General features: G+C 47.7%; 16 protein-coding genes. 10 read left to right on the forward strand and 6 right to left on the reverse strand.

Annotated features, from left to right (window positions below; all coding sequences use genetic code 11):
* Positions 1-404: 404 nt before the first annotated feature.
* The 5 genes from M0415_RS01860 to galU form a co-directional block, all read right to left on the reverse strand.
* Positions 405-1,382, reverse strand: a complete 978-nt coding sequence (locus M0415_RS01860) for a LysR family transcriptional regulator (protein WP_249555871.1) — start codon at positions 1,380-1,382, stop codon at positions 405-407.
* A gap of 155 nt (positions 1,383-1,537) precedes the next feature.
* Positions 1,538-1,981 (reverse strand): bactofilin family protein, encoded by a 444-nt coding sequence (locus tag M0415_RS01865; protein ID WP_249555870.1) that lies wholly within the window; start codon positions 1,979-1,981, stop codon positions 1,538-1,540.
* 93 nt (positions 1,982-2,074) lie between these two features.
* Positions 2,075-2,560 (reverse strand): ferredoxin-type protein NapF, encoded by a 486-nt coding sequence (gene napF, locus M0415_RS01870; protein WP_249555869.1) that lies wholly within the window; start codon positions 2,558-2,560, stop codon positions 2,075-2,077.
* 74 nt (positions 2,561-2,634) lie between these two features.
* On the reverse strand, positions 2,635-3,648 hold the full coding sequence (gene galE / locus M0415_RS01875; protein WP_249555868.1) for a UDP-glucose 4-epimerase GalE: 1,014 nt from the start codon (positions 3,646-3,648) through the stop codon (positions 2,635-2,637).
* Positions 3,648-4,556 carry a UTP--glucose-1-phosphate uridylyltransferase GalU gene (gene galU / locus M0415_RS01880; protein ID WP_011717661.1) on the reverse strand — a complete coding sequence of 303 codons (909 nt, stop codon included), beginning with the start codon at positions 4,554-4,556 and terminating at the stop codon, positions 3,648-3,650. The genes galE and galU overlap by 1 nt, the downstream gene beginning before the upstream one ends.
* A gap of 323 nt (positions 4,557-4,879) precedes the next feature.
* Between galU and phhA the strand changes: the two genes are divergently transcribed.
* The 7 genes from phhA (at position 4,880) to ompW (ending at position 11,808) form a co-directional block, all read left to right on the forward strand.
* Entirely contained in the window at positions 4,880-5,695 is an 816-nt protein-coding gene (gene phhA, locus M0415_RS01885) for a phenylalanine 4-monooxygenase (RefSeq protein WP_249555867.1), read from the forward strand.
* A gap of 82 nt (positions 5,696-5,777) precedes the next feature.
* The gene (locus M0415_RS01890; RefSeq protein WP_069454624.1) at positions 5,778-6,116 is read left to right on the forward strand and encodes a 4a-hydroxytetrahydrobiopterin dehydratase; all 339 of its coding nucleotides are present in this window, start codon (positions 5,778-5,780) and stop codon (positions 6,114-6,116) included.
* A gap of 275 nt (positions 6,117-6,391) precedes the next feature.
* Positions 6,392-7,930, forward strand: a complete 1,539-nt coding sequence (gene tyrR / locus M0415_RS01895; RefSeq protein WP_011717658.1) for a transcriptional regulator TyrR — start codon at positions 6,392-6,394, stop codon at positions 7,928-7,930.
* 338 nt (positions 7,931-8,268) lie between these two features.
* Positions 8,269-9,255: a fumarylacetoacetate hydrolase family protein gene (locus M0415_RS01900; protein ID WP_011717657.1), complete on the forward strand. Its 987-nt coding sequence runs from the start codon at positions 8,269-8,271 to the stop codon at positions 9,253-9,255.
* Between the two features lie 84 nt (positions 9,256-9,339).
* The gene (maiA, locus tag M0415_RS01905) at positions 9,340-9,990 is read left to right on the forward strand and encodes a maleylacetoacetate isomerase (protein WP_249555866.1); all 651 of its coding nucleotides are present in this window, start codon (positions 9,340-9,342) and stop codon (positions 9,988-9,990) included.
* Positions 9,991-10,088: 98 nt separating this feature from the next.
* Complete coding sequence (locus M0415_RS01910; protein ID WP_249555865.1) at positions 10,089-10,685, forward strand: nucleotidyltransferase family protein; 597 nt, start codon at positions 10,089-10,091, stop codon at positions 10,683-10,685.
* 466 nt (positions 10,686-11,151) lie between these two features.
* On the forward strand, positions 11,152-11,808 hold the full coding sequence (gene ompW, locus M0415_RS01915; protein WP_249555864.1) for an outer membrane protein OmpW: 657 nt from the start codon (positions 11,152-11,154) through the stop codon (positions 11,806-11,808).
* A gap of 85 nt (positions 11,809-11,893) precedes the next feature.
* On the opposite strand, the gene M0415_RS01920 is transcribed toward ompW, so the two are convergent.
* Positions 11,894-12,637, reverse strand: a complete 744-nt coding sequence (locus tag M0415_RS01920; protein WP_039978355.1) for an SDR family NAD(P)-dependent oxidoreductase — start codon at positions 12,635-12,637, stop codon at positions 11,894-11,896.
* Between the two features lie 117 nt (positions 12,638-12,754).
* Here M0415_RS01920 and M0415_RS01925 point away from each other — a divergent pair, with 117 nt between their 5' ends.
* The 3 genes from M0415_RS01925 to M0415_RS01935 all read left to right on the forward strand — a co-directional run bounded on the left by M0415_RS01925 (position 12,755) and on the right by M0415_RS01935 (position 15,795).
* Complete coding sequence (locus M0415_RS01925) at positions 12,755-13,189, forward strand: YbaY family lipoprotein (RefSeq protein WP_109285326.1); 435 nt, start codon at positions 12,755-12,757, stop codon at positions 13,187-13,189.
* A gap of 69 nt (positions 13,190-13,258) precedes the next feature.
* Positions 13,259-14,200 carry a homoserine O-acetyltransferase MetA gene (metA, locus tag M0415_RS01930; RefSeq protein ID WP_089067435.1) on the forward strand — a complete coding sequence of 314 codons (942 nt, stop codon included), beginning with the start codon at positions 13,259-13,261 and terminating at the stop codon, positions 14,198-14,200.
* A gap of 404 nt (positions 14,201-14,604) precedes the next feature.
* Complete coding sequence (locus M0415_RS01935; protein WP_249555863.1) at positions 14,605-15,795, forward strand: thiolase family protein; 1,191 nt, start codon at positions 14,605-14,607, stop codon at positions 15,793-15,795.
* Positions 15,796-15,854 lie beyond the last annotated feature (59 nt).

Below are 15,854 nucleotides of genomic sequence, written 5' to 3' on the forward strand. Positions count from 1 at the left end.
AAGACTGCGTGTGCAGTGACTCTACTATAGGTCGATTCACCTACTTATAAAGTGGTATTTATAAGTTTGTATCTGATATGTGAACGATGATTTAACACACCAAAACGGCAATTCTAAAATCTGAAAATCAATATTTTAAAAGTTGAAATTTGATGGGAAATGTATGAGGTATCTCGCAGATTTTTTACTTTGGTTTTAGTGTTTTAAGTGGATTAATTTTCAATTAATTTTATCGGGTGATAGTAGTGAAGCTTGTATGCCATTTGCTTTTTGGCCGTAAAAAGGCATAAAAATGACTCTTGCGTTGAGCCAATTTCTATCCCTCTTTTGGTGGGATTTAACATTCAGGAGCAGATTTGCAACAAAGCGAATAGCATCTGCATGCCATCACAATAGGGCGGGATTTAGGCGTAAGTTTGGCTAAGCGCCGTCAGTAAGGAACTGACAACGAGTTCACATTGGGCAGGGCTGTAACGTCGGTGGCTGCGAGGCTTTTCAACTAAATAATATTGCGGCGGCATAATAGTATCGTGCAGGCGATGCAGTTCGGTGAGCGGTAGCGGTGCTAATTTGAGCCCCGGCATATGTTTGACCGTGTGCATATCGATACCTGAGCAGAAGGCCACACTCTGCATGGTCAGTAGATGAGCGTACCATTCTTCTCTATCGAGTACCTTTTCGAGCGAAGGCAATAAGATCCCTTGGCGCTGACAGAAGAGCTCGAGGGGATCGATTCTGCTGTTAAATCCTTTGAGTTCAATGCACAAGAAGGGATGGCGACATATCTGTTCTAGACTAATATGGTTTTGAACTTGCCATATGGGATGCTGCTTAGCGGCGACCACGTAAATCATCGAGATCCCACCCAAGCGACTGACGGTTAACTCTTTGCTCTCTGTATTCTCCAGTGAGATCCCAAAATCTAATTCTCCGGCGTGGATTAATTCGGCACTGTTTTCTTGCCACTTATGTAACCTGACTTGCCCTAACTCATCTACGGCTTCGGGGGAACTGAGCTGCGGCGCTAAAAAACTCAGCAACCCATTAGTCACCGCTATTTGTAGCGGCCGCTCAACATGGCTCGTTGCATTTTGAATTTGTAGCGCGGATTGCTCTAAGTGATATACCGAATCGGTAAACTGGCAGATAGCAAAATAGAGGCTCTCGGCTAAAGGGGTGGGTTTGAGCCCCTGTTGACGGCGGTAAAATAGCTCATCGTTAAACGTTAATCGCAGGGCATTCAGGCAACGGCTAATCTTGGGAGCCGATACATTTAACGCTTTAGCCGCACTATTAGCATGGCCTGTATCAAAAATGCTTTTAAAGACGAGCAGGGTAAAGACGTCGAGTTCACAGATTTGTTTTAGTAAGGGATTGCTCATGGGGATTGCCTTGCCTGTGCGCCCGATATGCAGACATTATTGATAGGCAAGGTTAACAGTTGCCATACGGCTTAACTGTGATCTAATCGTTAAATTAACAAATGTGTAACCAATGACGTGAATGTAACAAGAGTAAAGGCAGCCAGCGTCTTTACTTAGTCTTGGCTTTCCGGCACAAGAGATGCTGAGGTTGCCAGTAATACATTTGCAGAGCCGGGTGAGGGGAGCGGATGGGCATGGATAGTCTGATGGTCTTCTTTAATTCTTAACCCAATAAACTGGCCGCCTTCGCTGATCTGCATCGAGGTACAAGCCACATCGCCATCGACAATACCATGGCCTTGGATGACCAAGCGCTCGCAAATCAATCGACCTTTAAAGTAGCCATCAATAATCAGTTCACGGCATTTAACCTCGCTATGAAGCTTACCTGTCCGCTCTACAATCACATTGGCCTGTGACAGGATTTGTCCTTGCACTTCACCGCCAATCAACACATCACCGGTAAATTCCATATTGCCCGTAAGTTTAGTCCCCTCGGCGATAAAGCTTAGTGCAGGGGAGGCGCTTCGGGTAAAGGTGAACTTTTTGCCAAACATGCTGATGAGAAACCTAGATGATTAGAGGAGATAGTGACCGTGAAATACTAACCTAAATACGCCGTGAAGCCCAGTAACACTCACGCTATAGGGTTATTCTACAGGCTTAATACTGATGGCTTGGCTCGGACAGGGGGCGACACAGGCACCGCAGCCAGTGCAAAGCTCGCTATCAATCTTCGGCATCGGCGCGTTACCCACGCTTAAGGTAAAGTTAATCGCGCGAGGCTCACAGGCATCCTTACAACTTTGGCACCAAATGCCCTGATATGTTAAGCAGTTATCATGAATAACCGCTTTGTGTTGCCAAGGAGTTTGGGTCAAATCAAACAGCTTATCTTCTGGACAGACGGTGGCACATTGGCGACAAAAAGTGCACTCATTGTCCTTAAAGGAGACTTCGGGAAATCCGCCATCTCCCTTGTAGATAATCTTTGTTTCGCAGGCTGTGATACAGGCCGTGCATCGGGTACAGATGTCAGTAAACTCAATGCCTTCATGCACCCAAGGCGGTCTTATGGCCGAGGATTTACGGCGGCTAAAGAGATTACGGCGGCTGTGATTGATGCTTTCTGTCATAGGTCTTACGGAGTTTAGTTGTGATTAAGGGATAATAAAAATGGCTTGGGAGTTACCGCAAGCCATTTAGACGCTTAGCCTTTATAACCATTTGGATTGGTTGATTGCCAATGCCAACTGCTGTTCGCCATATCCTCTAGGCTGTGAGTCGCCTGCCAGCCCAGATCGGTTTTAGCATGATCTGGGTTTGCATAACAGGCGGCAATGTCGCCTGGACGGCGCGGCGCAATTTGATAGGCAATTGACTTACCACAGGCCTTTTCGAAGGCCTTGACCATATCGAGCACACTGTAGCCTTGGCCTGTACCTAGGTTATAGGTGACAAGTCCTGGTTTAGTGGTCAGTTTTTCAATGGCTTTGAGGTGTCCAAGGGCTAAATCCACCACGTGGATATAGTCGCGAACGCCAGTACCATCGTGGGTTGGATAATCATTGCCAAACACACTTAACGCTTCGCGTTTACCGACTGCTACCTGCGCGATAAATGGCATCAAGTTATTTGGAATATCGTTAGGATCTTCGCCAATCAAGCCGCTGGCATGGGCGCCAACAGGGTTGAAGTAACGTAAACGGGCGATATTCCAACTCGGATCGCTATGGTGTAAATCCGCCAGTATATGTTCCACCATCAACTTAGATTGACCGTAGGGGTTAGTGGCACCCGTGGGGAAATCTTCGGTAATCGGTAGGCTGGCAGGGTCGCCATACACAGTAGCAGAAGAACTAAAGACGAGGTTTTTCACCTTAAACTCTGCCATCACTTGGCAAAGAATTAAGGTGCCAGTCACGTTATTCTCATAGTATTTCAGCGGTTTAGCAACTGACTCACCAACGGCTTTTAATCCTGCAAAATGGATAACGGCATCGATGTTATGGTCGCTAAAGACTTTTTGCAGTAAGGCCTTGTTGAGAATATCGCCTTGGTAAAAGGTGACCGATTTACTGGTAATGCGCTCGACACGGTTAAGGGCTTCGATGCTTGAATTAGACAGGTTGTCTAATACAATCACTTCACTCCCCGCATTGAGTAATTCCACTACGGTATGAGTGCCGATATAACCGGCGCCTCCGGTCACTAAAATCGTCATTATTTAATTCCTTTTACGACTGTTTTTAAATATTGCGCAAAATCTTCACCGATTTCGCTGTGGCGCAGGGCGTATTCCACGTTAGCGCGCATATAGCCTTGCTTGTTACCGCAGTCATGACTCTTACCTTGCATGTAGTAAGCGTTTACGGTTTCTTGTTTCATTAACATCGCAATGGCGTCAGTTAACTGGATTTCATCACCCGCGCCTGCTGGGGTTTTAGCCAGCAGTGGCCAAATGGCTGCGGGCAACACGTAACGACCCACAACGGCTAAGTTAGACGGTGCTTCGTCAACCGGTGGCTTTTCAACGAGTTCGACCAATGGCTCTGACTCACCAGGTTGTAGATCATGGCCATTCACATCCGCAATACCATATTGGTTCACTAGATGATGTGGCACGCCTTCAACCATGATTTGGCCCACTTGGGTTTCATCAAACAGGCTCACCATGGCGGCTAGGTTGTCTGTTTTCAGGTTGCAGCTAGCATCATCGATAATCACATCCGGCAGCAACACGGCAAACGGCGCATCACCGACGACGGATTTGGCACATAAAATCGCATGACCTAAGCCTTTAGCTTGGGATTGGCGCACGCTAATCACTGTCACGTCTTTCGGGCAAATGGATTGTACCGCTTCGAGTAATTGGCGCTTCACGCGGCGCTCTAATTGCGCTTCTAATTCAAAACTGGTGTCGAAATGGTTTTCGATAGAGTTTTTACTGGCGTGGGTCACGAGGACGATTTCTTTGATCCCCGCATCAATGGCTTCACTAACCACATATTGGATCAAGGGTTTATCAACAACGGGTAGCATTTCCTTAGGAATTGCCTTGGTCGCAGGAAGCATACGAGTGCCAAGTCCAGCGACGGGAATAACGGCTTTACGAATTTGATGTTGTTTCATTGCGAACCTTCAGATTAAGGAGAGGCGGTTATTGGGCAATATTGTAAATGACCCACGCAGAAAAGCCATTTGCAAACACCGAAATTTGTCGGTTTTTCTGCATATTATCAGTCTATCGTCGTCATTTTTGAGCGGCAGTGTCAAGGTTTGCTAGCAGTCAGGCTCAGATCCGATTTGGATTCACCAAGGGTTTTAAATGCTTTGTAATATTTGCTTTACGTTTGCTTCACATTATCGCGTAAACAATAAACTGTGAGGGAGTTAACAAAAATCGAGGCTTAGATCACTATGGAGGCATTAGCGTCAGCCATGAAGTGAATTTTATGACTAAAGAGATAGCGCACACCGCGCCCTATGTTGCGCGAAGTGCAGATGATTCAGGGTATATCCATTACCCGCAGGAAGAACATGATATTTGGAGCCAATTATATGCTCGCCAAGCGGTGAACCTACCGGGGCGTGCCTGTAAGGAATATCTCCAAGGGCTCGATGCCTTGGCGATGCCGAAGGACCGCATTCCACAATTGGCGGAGATAGACAAAGTATTGCAAGCCACCACGGGATGGAAAACCGCGGCCGTGCCGGCCTTGATTTCCTTTGGCCGCTTCTTTGAGTTATTAGCCAACAAGGAATTTCCGGTTGCGACCTTTATCCGTCGCAAGGAAGAATTTGATTACCTGCAAGAGCCGGATATTTTCCATGAGATCTTTGGCCATTGCCCCTTGCTGACCAATCCTTCTTTCGCCCATTTTTCCCATATCTATGGTCAATTGGGCTTAAATGCCAGCAAGGAAGACCGCGTCTTTTTAGCGCGCCTGTATTGGTTTTCCGTCGAATTTGGCTTACTCAAACCTCAAGATGGCGAATTGTGTATCTACGGCGGCGGTATTTTAAGCTCTCCCGGCGAAACCTTGTATGCCATGGAAAGCCAAGTGCCAGAGCGTAAGCCCTTCGATCTCTTAGATGTACTGCGCACACCTTACCGTATCGATATTATGCAGCCGATTTATTATGTGATTGAACATATTGATATGCTGGATGAAATTGCCAAGATGGACATCATGGCCTATGTGGCTAAGGCGCGTCAGTTAGGCTTGTTTGCCCCTAAGTATCCGCCCAAGACCAAGAAAGCCAGTTAATGGCTGACTGTTAAAAAACGAATTGAATAAAGCGTAATAAGGGCAACGGATTGATCCCCTAATGTTGCCAAGAGGAGTATGTATGACAGCGTTAACCCAAATGAAATGTGAAGCTTGCCAAGCCGATGCGCCGAAAGTGACCGATGCAGAATTGGCCGAACTTATCCGCATGATCCCCGACTGGGGCGTGCAAGTGCGTGATGGCATCATGCAATTGGAACGGGTTTACAAGTTTAAAAACTTTAAGTTAGCGATGGCGTTTACCAATAAGTTAGCGGATCTGGCCGAAGAGGAATTCCACCACCCAGGCATTTTAACCGAGTGGGGCAAGGTGACTGTGACTTGGTGGTCACACTCAATCAAGGGGCTACATAAGAATGACTTCATCATGGCAGCCAAGACCGACCAGTTGTTAGATTAAAAAGTTCAATTTTAAAATCAGCGCTTTAATTGTATCTAAGCGCTGATTTTTTCTTCCTGTTACAAATACGCTGTAAACTAGACTTGCCACTTTGAGCGTAACCTTCTAACGTATACACGCCCAGCTATTAATCCTGCCTTTTACGTTTGCGTAAACTATAGAGGCTTCGTCAAACGAATGTCTTACGAGGCTAAGCCTGAGGGCGTCAACCTTGAGATAATAGCTCTGCACGGTTTATCCCAAAATTCGAATCAAAATAGGGAATATCAGTCATTATGCGCTTGGAAGTTAGCTGTCAAGATCGCGTGGGTTTAGCGAAAGACATCTTAGTCGTGTTAGAACGTTATGGCATTAATCTCATCGCCATCGATGCCAGTAACCAGGGCTTTCTCTACCTACAATTTGCCGAGGTTAGTTTTGATACCTTAAGTGCCTTGATGCCGCAGATCCGCAAAGTGGAGAGTGTTCACGATGTGCGAACTGTGTCGTTTATGCCTTCGGAGCAGGAACACTACGCCTTAAAAACCCTACTTAAAACCCTCCCTGACTCAGTGTTCTCCATCGACGTGAAGGCGCGCATTCGTATCGTCAACGAGTCGGCGCTACTCAATATGGGCATGGGAGAGCACGAAGTGCTCGATGAGTCCTTAAACCATTGGGTGCAAGGGTTTAACTTCAGCCGCTGGCTCAGTGAGAGCCAAGTCTTGCCACAGGCGGCGCGGGTCAATATCGGCCAAAACGAATATCTGGCCGAAATGTTACCGATTTACTTACCCGATGAGGATGATAAAACCATCCTCGTGGGCGCAGTCGTATCGCTTAAATCGCCTGCGCGGGTCGGTAAGCAATTCAATGCACTGCAAAATCAAACCGCGGGCTTTGAAAATGTGTTAGCCAGCAGCGACAAGATGAAAGAAGTGTTAAAACAAGCTCGCCGGATGGCGCAGCTCGATGCGCCGCTATTAATTACCGGCGAGACTGGCACGGGCAAAGAGCTAATGGCTAGAGCCAGCCATGATGCCAGCATGCGCCGCGAGAAACCTTTCATCGCCATTAACTGTGCGGCACTGCCCGATAGCGCCGCCGAAGAGGAACTCTTTGGCTACGTCAGCCAAGGTAAAGTGATTAAGCGCGGCTTTTTTGAAGAAGCGAAGGGCGGCACAGTGTTCCTCGATGAAGTGGCCGAAATGTCTAAGGCAGCACAGGTTAAACTGCTGCGGTTATTACAGGATGGCACCTTTAGACGCATTGGTGGCGACGAAGAAGTTCGCGCCGATGTGCGGATCATCTGCTCGACCCAGAAAAACTTAGCCGAGCTTTGCCAAACCGGTGAGTTTAGGGAAGATTTGTACTATCGCATCCATGTGCTTAGCTACCATATTCCGTCACTGCGCGAGCGCAAGGTCGATATCATTCCGCTGACGGAGATGTTCCTCGAGCATTACAGTCAGCAACTCTCGAGCCCAGTAAGACGAATTTCGGCCCAATGTCGCGATCATCTCTTAACCTACGCTTGGCCGGGTAACGTGCGCCAGCTTAAGAATGCGGTCTTTAGAGCAGTATCTATGTGGGATGGCTCGGGGGAATTGACCGTTGAGCAACTCAAGTTGCCATCCTACGCCGAAGGTTTTGGCTATTTCGATAATGCCTTCGAAGGTAATCTCGATGATGCGATGAAGCAGTTTGAGGCCAGCTTGCTGCGCCGCTTATATCCGGCTTACCCCAGTACTCGCCAATTGGCGAAAAAATTAGGGGTGTCCCACACGGCCATCGCCAACAAACTCAGGGAATACAAGATAGCCAAGCCAAAGTAATCTTGCTTTAAGCTTAGGATGTAACAGTATCGTTCCACTTTGTTGCCGACTTTTTCACCATATCGTTCTGCGAAATAGTGACAAGCGGCAACAGGGTATGAAACGTAATGATTAGTTTACAAAATGTGAAATAACAGGGTGAAATGTGATTTTGCTCACGCTATAGGAATCCGTCGTCGCTTCGGGTATTTCTACGCGCAGCAAACCCTATACGGCGAGTCTAAAAAGGCTAGATTGCCCGCACTCGTTGTCACCCATTCCCGTTAGCTGAGCGTATCGGCTAACCATAAATAGATAAAAAGCGCAGTACGCCGAGCCGTAGAAGCACAGGAGCAGATATGAAACTTGCCAGTTATAACAATGGTCGCCGTGATGGCCAGCTGATGTTAGTGAGCCGCGATCTTACTCAAACGGTTGCCGTACCCGCGATTGCCCACACGATGCAACAATTACTCGATGGTTGGGATCTGCTCAAGCCGCAATTACAAGAACTGTATGATGCGCTCAACGAAGGCAAATTACCGAACGCGCAAGCCTTCGATGAAGCCAAATGTTTATCACCTTTGCCACGTGCATATCAGTGGGCCGATGGTAGCGCCTATGTTAACCATGTGGAATTAGTGCGTAAGGCGCGCGGCGCTGAAATGCCAGAAACCTTCTGGACCGATCCGCTGTTTTACCAAGGCGGTTCTGACAGCTTTATTGCACCAAAGGCGGATATCCCGCTGGCAAGCGAAGACTGGGGTATCGATTTCGAATCGGAAATCGCCGTGATCACCGATGATGTGCCTATGGGTGTGAGCGTTGAAAATGCTACAGCGCACATTAAGCTGTTGATGTTAGTGAACGATGTGTCACTGCGTAACCTGATCCCCGCAGAGCTGGCGAAAGGCTTTGGTTTCTTCCAATCCAAACCTTCGAGCAGCTTCTCACCTGTCGCTATCACGCCAGATGAGTTAGGCCACCGCTGGGAAGATTCAAAGGTGCATTTACCGCTTATCACCCATCTAAATGGCGAACTATTCGGTCGCCCGAATGCGGGTGTGGATATGACCTTTAACTTTAGTCAGTTAGTTTCTCATGTTGCTAAAACCCGCCCATTAGGCGCAGGTGCGATTATTGGCTCGGGTACGATTTCTAACTATGACCGCAGTGCTGGTTCGAGCTGCTTAGCTGAAAAACGTATGCTCGAAGTGATCGCTGACGGCAAAGCTAGCACGCCGTTTATGCGTTTTGGCGACACAGTGCGCATCGAAATGCTCGATGATAATGGCGCCTCTATTTTTGGCTCTATCGATCAAAAAGTGGTTGAGTACAAGGCGTAAGGCTTTTGTGCGAACACAGTGACAGATAATATGGACGGGGCTTTTAGCCCCGTTTTTTTCAGGAAGACATAAGGACAGAGTGAGATGAAACTATACGGTTATTGGCGCTCTAGCGCCGCCTATCGTGTGCGTATTGCCCTCAATCTTAAAGGCGTGAGCGCCGAACCGCTGTCGGTGCATTTAGTGCGTGATGGTGGCGAGCAGCACAAGGCGGATTATATCGCCCTAAACCCACAGGAGCTGGTGCCAACATTGGTTTTAGGTGATGAAGAAGAGGGTAATGCCTTATCCCAATCCTTAGCGATTATCGAGTATCTGGATGAGCTTTACCCTAAGACGCCGCTACTGCCCGCATCGGCGCTTGAACGTGCCCATGTCCGAGCCATGGCGTTAACCATCGCCTGTGAAATTCATCCACTCAATAACCTGCGGGTATTGCAGTATTTAACTCAGAAGCTGAACGTCGACGAAGAAGCCAAAACCGCTTGGTATCACCATTGGGTGGCGAGCGGGTTCGCGGCGCTCGAAACTCAACTTGCGCGCCACAGTGGCCGCTATTGTTTTGGTGACAACGTGACGCTGGCGGATCTGTGTCTAGTGCCGCAGGTGTACAACGCCCAGCGTTTTAATGTGGATTTAACGCCGTACCCCAATATCATGCGGGTATGGGCTGAGTGTAATCAGTTGCCGGCCTTTGCGGATGCGGCGCCAGAGCGCCAAGCCGACGCGGTATAACCCGTGATTAACTGTAAATAAGTGCTCTGAAACCGATTACAAAGTAGTTTGAGTCGATATCATGTTTTATGTGTTTGATATTACAGTAGACTTTAGGCATGACTGAAACGGAATTAGCTGCACTATTACGCACCTGGCTAAGCCAAGATCGGGGGCGGATGAGGGCGCTTGAATTGGCGCAGCAATGCGCCCAAGTGCATAGTTTGCCGCAGTGGTGCTTGGCAGCGGGGTTTGTCCGCAATCTGGTGTGGGACAAATTGCATGATATTAAGTCGCGCCCGTTAAACGATATCGATCTTATTTACTATTGCCCCTTGGATACTCGTCCTGAGCGCGATAGGGCGATAGAAGCATACTTGCAAACACTGGCGCCAGACTTACCTTGGTCGGTAAAAAACCAAGCGCGTATGCACCTTAATAATCAGGATAATCCCTATCAATCGACACAGGATGCAATGTGTTATTGGCCTGAGCAGGAAACGGCTGTCGCTGTGTATCTTGAACATATGCCTAACACAGAATCTTCCGTCGTCGATAATTTGCAACTCATCGCTCCCTTCGGTTTAAGCTCATTATTTGCCTTGCAGTTAACCCATAATCCCAAGCGTGCGTTGGCGGTATTTGAGCAGCGAATTGCCACAAAGAATTGGCTTAAACAATATCCGCGATTGAGTTTGGCTAATGACCTTAGCTAATTAAGTTACTTCATCAATATGAGTGTTGAGATTTATTCTCTGGTTTGTAGATAAGTATCGGATTCTTAATTAACACCGTCTCCATCGTTTCCTCATTATTTTCTTTACCGACTGTATTTCATTCTTCAGCTTTTTTGCTGTCAAACGACACCAATTCCAGCGTGTTTTGATTTCAATCCATGTAACTGAAATGTAAATGGCGAACCTGGCTATTTATTCCTTATTACTCCTTGTGGAGGTTATTAGTGATGGCTAATTAATGCGACGAGTCACAAAAAATAAACTGGCATTGTCAATAAATGTTTAGATAGCGTGACTCAGATCCCATGGCTTATACCTCAAAATAAGTATCACCACTTAATCTTGATTTGGATCAATAAGGTAAACGAATTTATCTGGCAGTGTAGGCGTCAATTGTTAAGGATGTAATGTAAAACAAAAACCTATGTTGTACATATGGAGTATGATGATGAATAAAACTACTGTTTCTACACTGATCGCCGCCACCCTGTTAGCCGCTGGTTTCTCTGCTTCTGTTGCTGCCCATCAAGCGGGCGATATTATTGTTCGTGCTGGTGCTGTGACTGTTGCGCCAAATGAATCAAGTGCAAACGTATTAAATTTAGGTGAGTTTTCGGTTGATAATGATACCCAACTGGGGTTGAACTTCGGTTATATGTTGACCGATAACTTTGGTATCGAATTATTAGCGGCAACACCTTTTAGCCATTCAGTTTCATTACCAGCACCTGGTGTTGGTGAAATCGCTGAAACTAAGCAATTACCACCAACTTTAGTTGCTCAATATTATTTTGGTGATGCTCAATCTAAATTACGTCCCTATGTGGGCGTTGGTGTGAACTACACTAACTTCTTCGATAACGACTTCAATGCTCATGGTAAATCACTCGGTTTAAGCAATTTAAGTATGAGTACCTCTTGGGGCTTAGCGGCGCAAGTGGGTCTAGATTACCAATTCAATAAAAACTGGTTAGTGAACGCCTCTGTTTGGTATGCACAAATTAGCACAGATGTGAAATTCACTGCGGGTACAGACCAATACGTATTTGAAACCGATATCGATCCATGGGTTTATATGGTCAGCGTGGGTTACACTTTCTAATCATCTGATTTTAAAATAACAAAAAAGGAGCCAGTGGCTCCTTTTTTGTTTTTTGCCGTTTTATAAAGCTAAACGCGGCATAACACTACTTTTTGGATTTTTTCGGCTTCCAGTGGCGAGTGTTATAGATAAACTCCGGCAGCAATTTAGTGAGCCAAGCCACTAAGCGCCAACGCTTGGTCACATACACGCGGCGTTTACCCTGCTGCATGGCCTTAATGATCTGCGCCGCCACTTGCGGCAGCGGGGCAAGCCATAGCGTACTTTGTTGCATGGCGGCCTTATCCAGTAAACCGAGTTGGATATCGGTAATGGTAATGGGCAACTTAAGCCGCTGGGCATGCATGCTTAAGCCTTCTAAATAGTTTTGCGCAAAGGCTTTAGAGGCATGGTAAGCCACACTTGGGCCGCCGCGCAGACCGGCAATCGAGTTGATGGCGGCAAGTTGGCCATAACCTTGCTCGCGAAATAATCTAAACGCCGTATTGCAGATAGCAGCAAAGCCCCGCACATTGACATCGATAATGTCCTGCTCAGGTAGCCATGGCAGCTCAGGATCGTAGCTATTGAGTCCGGTATTCACTAAGACTAAGTGGGCGCCGCCTAAGTCGTGCCAAACGCTTTCGAGTTGCTTGATGATGGCGCTTGGCTGTTCAATTTGCAGAGAAAAGACCTGAACTTTCGTAGGCAGTGTCGAAGCAAATTCGCGGAGTGATTCGACATCTTGGGCAAAAAGGGCTAATTCAACCTGCTGATCGGCCAATTGTTTGGCAAGTTCGCGGCTTAAATGTGAGCTAGCGCCCACAATTATCGCAGTTGCTTGGGTCATAAATTTTTCGGCAACGAAATGGTGGCTTATCATAGGAAGATATGCCCAGCATGACAACATTTATAGCTTAGGCGTATAGACATCCAGAAGTCTTTATGTATGATTAGGAGAAATGAAATGAGACAAGGGTTAAGGATTAGCGGACTGACATCTGCATGGCAAAAATTAGCGGCTATGGTGTTACTCGCCGTCACCACGGTGATTTCAGGTTGTGCCACACCTAATGCGATTGTCGAGATTAAAGGTGAGGCCATGTACCGCGAGCGTATCGCATTGCCCGCCGATGCCAAGTTGATAGTGCAGTTGCTTGATGTCTCTAAGATGGATGTGCCCGCCGTGGTCATGGCAGAGCGCGTTTCCCAAGGGGCGAAAACCCCAACGCCGTTCAGTTTTTCGATGGGGCGTGATCAGTTTGAAGCGGGGCATACCTATGCCATTGGGGCAAGGATAATGCTCGGTGATAAGTTATTGTTTATTAATACTCAAGCCTATCATGTCGACCTCAATTCGACTGAGCCTATGACGATACTGCTTGAGAAAGTCGGTCGCTAATTTGTTTGCTCTTTGATGAGTGGCATACGCGCGCCGGAACCTTTGATTGTTGAATAGAAGAGGCGCGGTATGCCAGTTAAAATTCCAGATCATCTGCCTGCAGCAGGGATTTTAGAATCTGAAAATATTTTCGTCATGTCCGAGACCCGGGCAGCTAATCAGGATATCAGACCGATGAAGGTGCTGATCCTGAATCTGATGCCCAATAAAATCGAGACAGAAACCCAGCTTCTACGCCTATTAGGTAACACGCCTTTGCAGGTGGATGTGGATTTACTACGTATTCACGATAAAGAGTCGAAGCATACCTCAATCGACCATATGAACACCTTCTACCGTGACTTTGAGGACGTGCGCCATAAAAACTACGACGGCCTGATCATCACGGGCGCGCCCCTTGGGCAAATCGATTTCGAAGAGGTCACTTACTGGGACCATATCCGCGAGATTATCGATTGGTCACAGCAACATGTGACCTCAGTGTTATTCCTCTGCTGGGCGGCGCACGCTGGGCTTTATCATCTCTACGGCTTAAATCGGAAAATCCTGCAGCAAAAGCGTTCTGGGGTGTTTGTGCATCGCCGCACTTGCCAACATTTCCCGCTGCTGCGCGGATTCGATGATGAGTTCTTTGCGCCGCATTCCCGCTTTGCCGAGATGGATATCGAGGAACTTAAACAGCATCCTGAGCTGCAGGTACTGGCAGAATCCGATGAGGCAGGGGCCTACTTAGTTCTCAGTCGTAACAATCGCAATCTGTTTGTGATGGGGCACCCTGAGTACCAAAAATCTACCTTAAACGATGAATATCATCGGGATTTAGCGCAGGGATTAAATCCCAATGTGCCGCAAAACTATTATCGTAACGACGATCCTAAGGCTGATGCCATTGCCCGTTGGCACAGTCATGGCAGCCTGCTCGTCAGCAACTGGCTCAACTATTACGTTTACCAATTAACGCCCTATGACTTAAGCGATATGTCTGCTGTCACGCCGTGGGAATCGCAATAATTCCCTCTTAACATTCGGCGTAGTACTGTTTTAGCGTTTGTTTTAGAGTTTATTTTGGCGTTTATTTTACTACTCTCTTAAATCGAGTGACTTTGGCTAACCAAGGTCACTCTGCTTATCAAGCGATGCTCGCTATATCGTTTTATAAGCCCCCTTTTCTCCCACCGATTTTACCTCGGCTTAAATTGATTATGGGTTTGGCAACTTCTGCCTCACCGTGTTAACGCTGCTTTTCACTCCCTTGACTGTAAATCCTGACTGACAATTTTTGTGGGATTTTCTCGACACATTAGACCAAGGAATACTTGCTTTACGTTCGCGTAAACGTCAGAGTGGTTTCATTATCACTATTTATCCGCCGCTGGCGAGTGTTACCGCCAAGGCACATTTAGCTTGGAGTCCCCATGAGTACTGAACAATTTAACCAAGAGATCGTTATTGTTGCCGCTAAACGCACCCCAATGGGTGGCTTTCAAGGCAGTTTGTCTGGCGTAACGTCTCCGAGCTTAGCGGCCACCGCCATCAAAGCCCTGTTAGCCGATACCCAAGTTGCGCCTGATAAGGTCGATGAAGTGTTAATGGGCTGCGTATTGCCAGCGGGTCTGGGTCAAGCGCCAGCGCGTCAGGCGACCTTAGGGGCAGGTTTACCTCTCTCTGTGGGTGCTACGACCGTAAACAAAGTTTGTGGCTCTGGGATGAAAACCGTGATGCTTGCCCACGATTTACTCAAAGCGGGCAGTGCTAAGTTGGTGGTTGCGGGTGGTATGGAAAGTATGAGCCAAGCCCCTTACTTGCTAGATAAAGCGCGCGCAGGCATGCGTATGGGCCATGGCAAGGTCTTAGATCATATGTTCCTCGACGGTTTAGAAGATGCCTACACCGGCGGAGCCATGGGCACATTCGCCCAGAAAACCGCCGATGAATACGGTTTAACCCGCGAGCAAATGGACGCCTTTGCCCTAAGCTCTCTGGAAAAAGCCAACGCGGCCATTAATTCTGGCGCCTTCAAGGCGGAGATTGTGCCTGTCACGGTAAGCGATCGCCGTGGTGATGTGACTATCGATACCGATGAGCAGCCAGGTAATGCCCGCCCTGAAAAAATCCCCGCACTGCGTCCCGCCTTTGCCAAAGACGGCACTATTACGGCGGCAAACTCAAGCTCGATTTCCGATGGTGCGGCGGCGCTGATGTTAACCACGCGCGCCAATGCCGAGCAGTTAGGCTTAACTGTGCTGGCCACCATCAAGGGCCACACAACCCATGCGCAGGAGCCATCACTCTTTACCACAGCGCCCGTTGGCGCTATGGCAAAACTGCTGAGCAATGTGGGTTGGTCTAAGGATGAGGTTGATCTGTTCGAAATCAACGAAGCCTTTGCCATGGTGACTATGCTGGCCGTTTCTGAATTAGGTTTAGATATGGCCAAAGTGAACGTGAACGGTGGCGCCTGCGCCTTAGGTCATCCTATCGGTTGCTCGGGTGCACGTTTGCTGGTGACCTTAATCCATGCACTTAAAGCCCGTGGGCTTAAGCGTGGCGTAGCCTCACTCTGTATCGGTGGCGGTGAAGCAACTGCTATGGCTATCGAAGTCTAATCAAAGGCTTAATTGCGAATAACTGCTAAATCAACAAGACCAAGACTGAGCTGGCAAGG

The organism is Shewanella sp. 10B (genome assembly GCF_023475885.1).
GTDB classification, from domain to species: Bacteria; Pseudomonadota; Gammaproteobacteria; order Enterobacterales; family Shewanellaceae; genus Shewanella; species Shewanella mangrovisoli.

What these genes read in the sequence shown, in the direction of transcription:
- M0415_RS01860 (WP_249555871.1), bottom strand. Translation starts at nt 1,382, where the DNA reads ATGAGCAATCCCTTACTAAAACAAATCTGTGAACTCGACGTCTTTACC.
- M0415_RS01865 (WP_249555870.1), bottom strand. Translation starts at nt 1,981, where the DNA reads ATGTTTGGCAAAAAGTTCACCTTTACCCGAAGCGCCTCCCCTGCACTA.
- napF (WP_249555869.1), bottom strand. Translation starts at nt 2,560, where the DNA reads ATGACAGAAAGCATCAATCACAGCCGCCGTAATCTCTTTAGCCGCCGT.
- galE (WP_249555868.1), bottom strand. Translation starts at nt 3,648, where the DNA reads ATGACGATTTTAGTGACCGGAGGCGCCGGTTATATCGGCACTCATACC.
- galU (WP_011717661.1), bottom strand. Translation starts at nt 4,556, where the DNA reads ATGAAACAACATCAAATTCGTAAAGCCGTTATTCCCGTCGCTGGACTT.
- phhA (WP_249555867.1), top strand. Translation starts at nt 4,880, where the DNA reads ATGACTAAAGAGATAGCGCACACCGCGCCCTATGTTGCGCGAAGTGCA.
- M0415_RS01890 (WP_069454624.1), top strand. Translation starts at nt 5,778, where the DNA reads ATGACAGCGTTAACCCAAATGAAATGTGAAGCTTGCCAAGCCGATGCG.
- tyrR (WP_011717658.1), top strand. Translation starts at nt 6,392, where the DNA reads ATGCGCTTGGAAGTTAGCTGTCAAGATCGCGTGGGTTTAGCGAAAGAC.
- M0415_RS01900 (WP_011717657.1), top strand. Translation starts at nt 8,269, where the DNA reads ATGAAACTTGCCAGTTATAACAATGGTCGCCGTGATGGCCAGCTGATG.
- maiA (WP_249555866.1), top strand. Translation starts at nt 9,340, where the DNA reads ATGAAACTATACGGTTATTGGCGCTCTAGCGCCGCCTATCGTGTGCGT.
- M0415_RS01910 (WP_249555865.1), top strand. Translation starts at nt 10,089, where the DNA reads ATGACTGAAACGGAATTAGCTGCACTATTACGCACCTGGCTAAGCCAA.
- ompW (WP_249555864.1), top strand. Translation starts at nt 11,152, where the DNA reads ATGATGAATAAAACTACTGTTTCTACACTGATCGCCGCCACCCTGTTA.
- M0415_RS01920 (WP_039978355.1), bottom strand. Translation starts at nt 12,637, where the DNA reads ATGACCCAAGCAACTGCGATAATTGTGGGCGCTAGCTCACATTTAAGC.
- M0415_RS01925 (WP_109285326.1), top strand. Translation starts at nt 12,755, where the DNA reads ATGAGACAAGGGTTAAGGATTAGCGGACTGACATCTGCATGGCAAAAA.
- metA (WP_089067435.1), top strand. Translation starts at nt 13,259, where the DNA reads ATGCCAGTTAAAATTCCAGATCATCTGCCTGCAGCAGGGATTTTAGAA.
- M0415_RS01935 (WP_249555863.1), top strand. Translation starts at nt 14,605, where the DNA reads ATGAGTACTGAACAATTTAACCAAGAGATCGTTATTGTTGCCGCTAAA.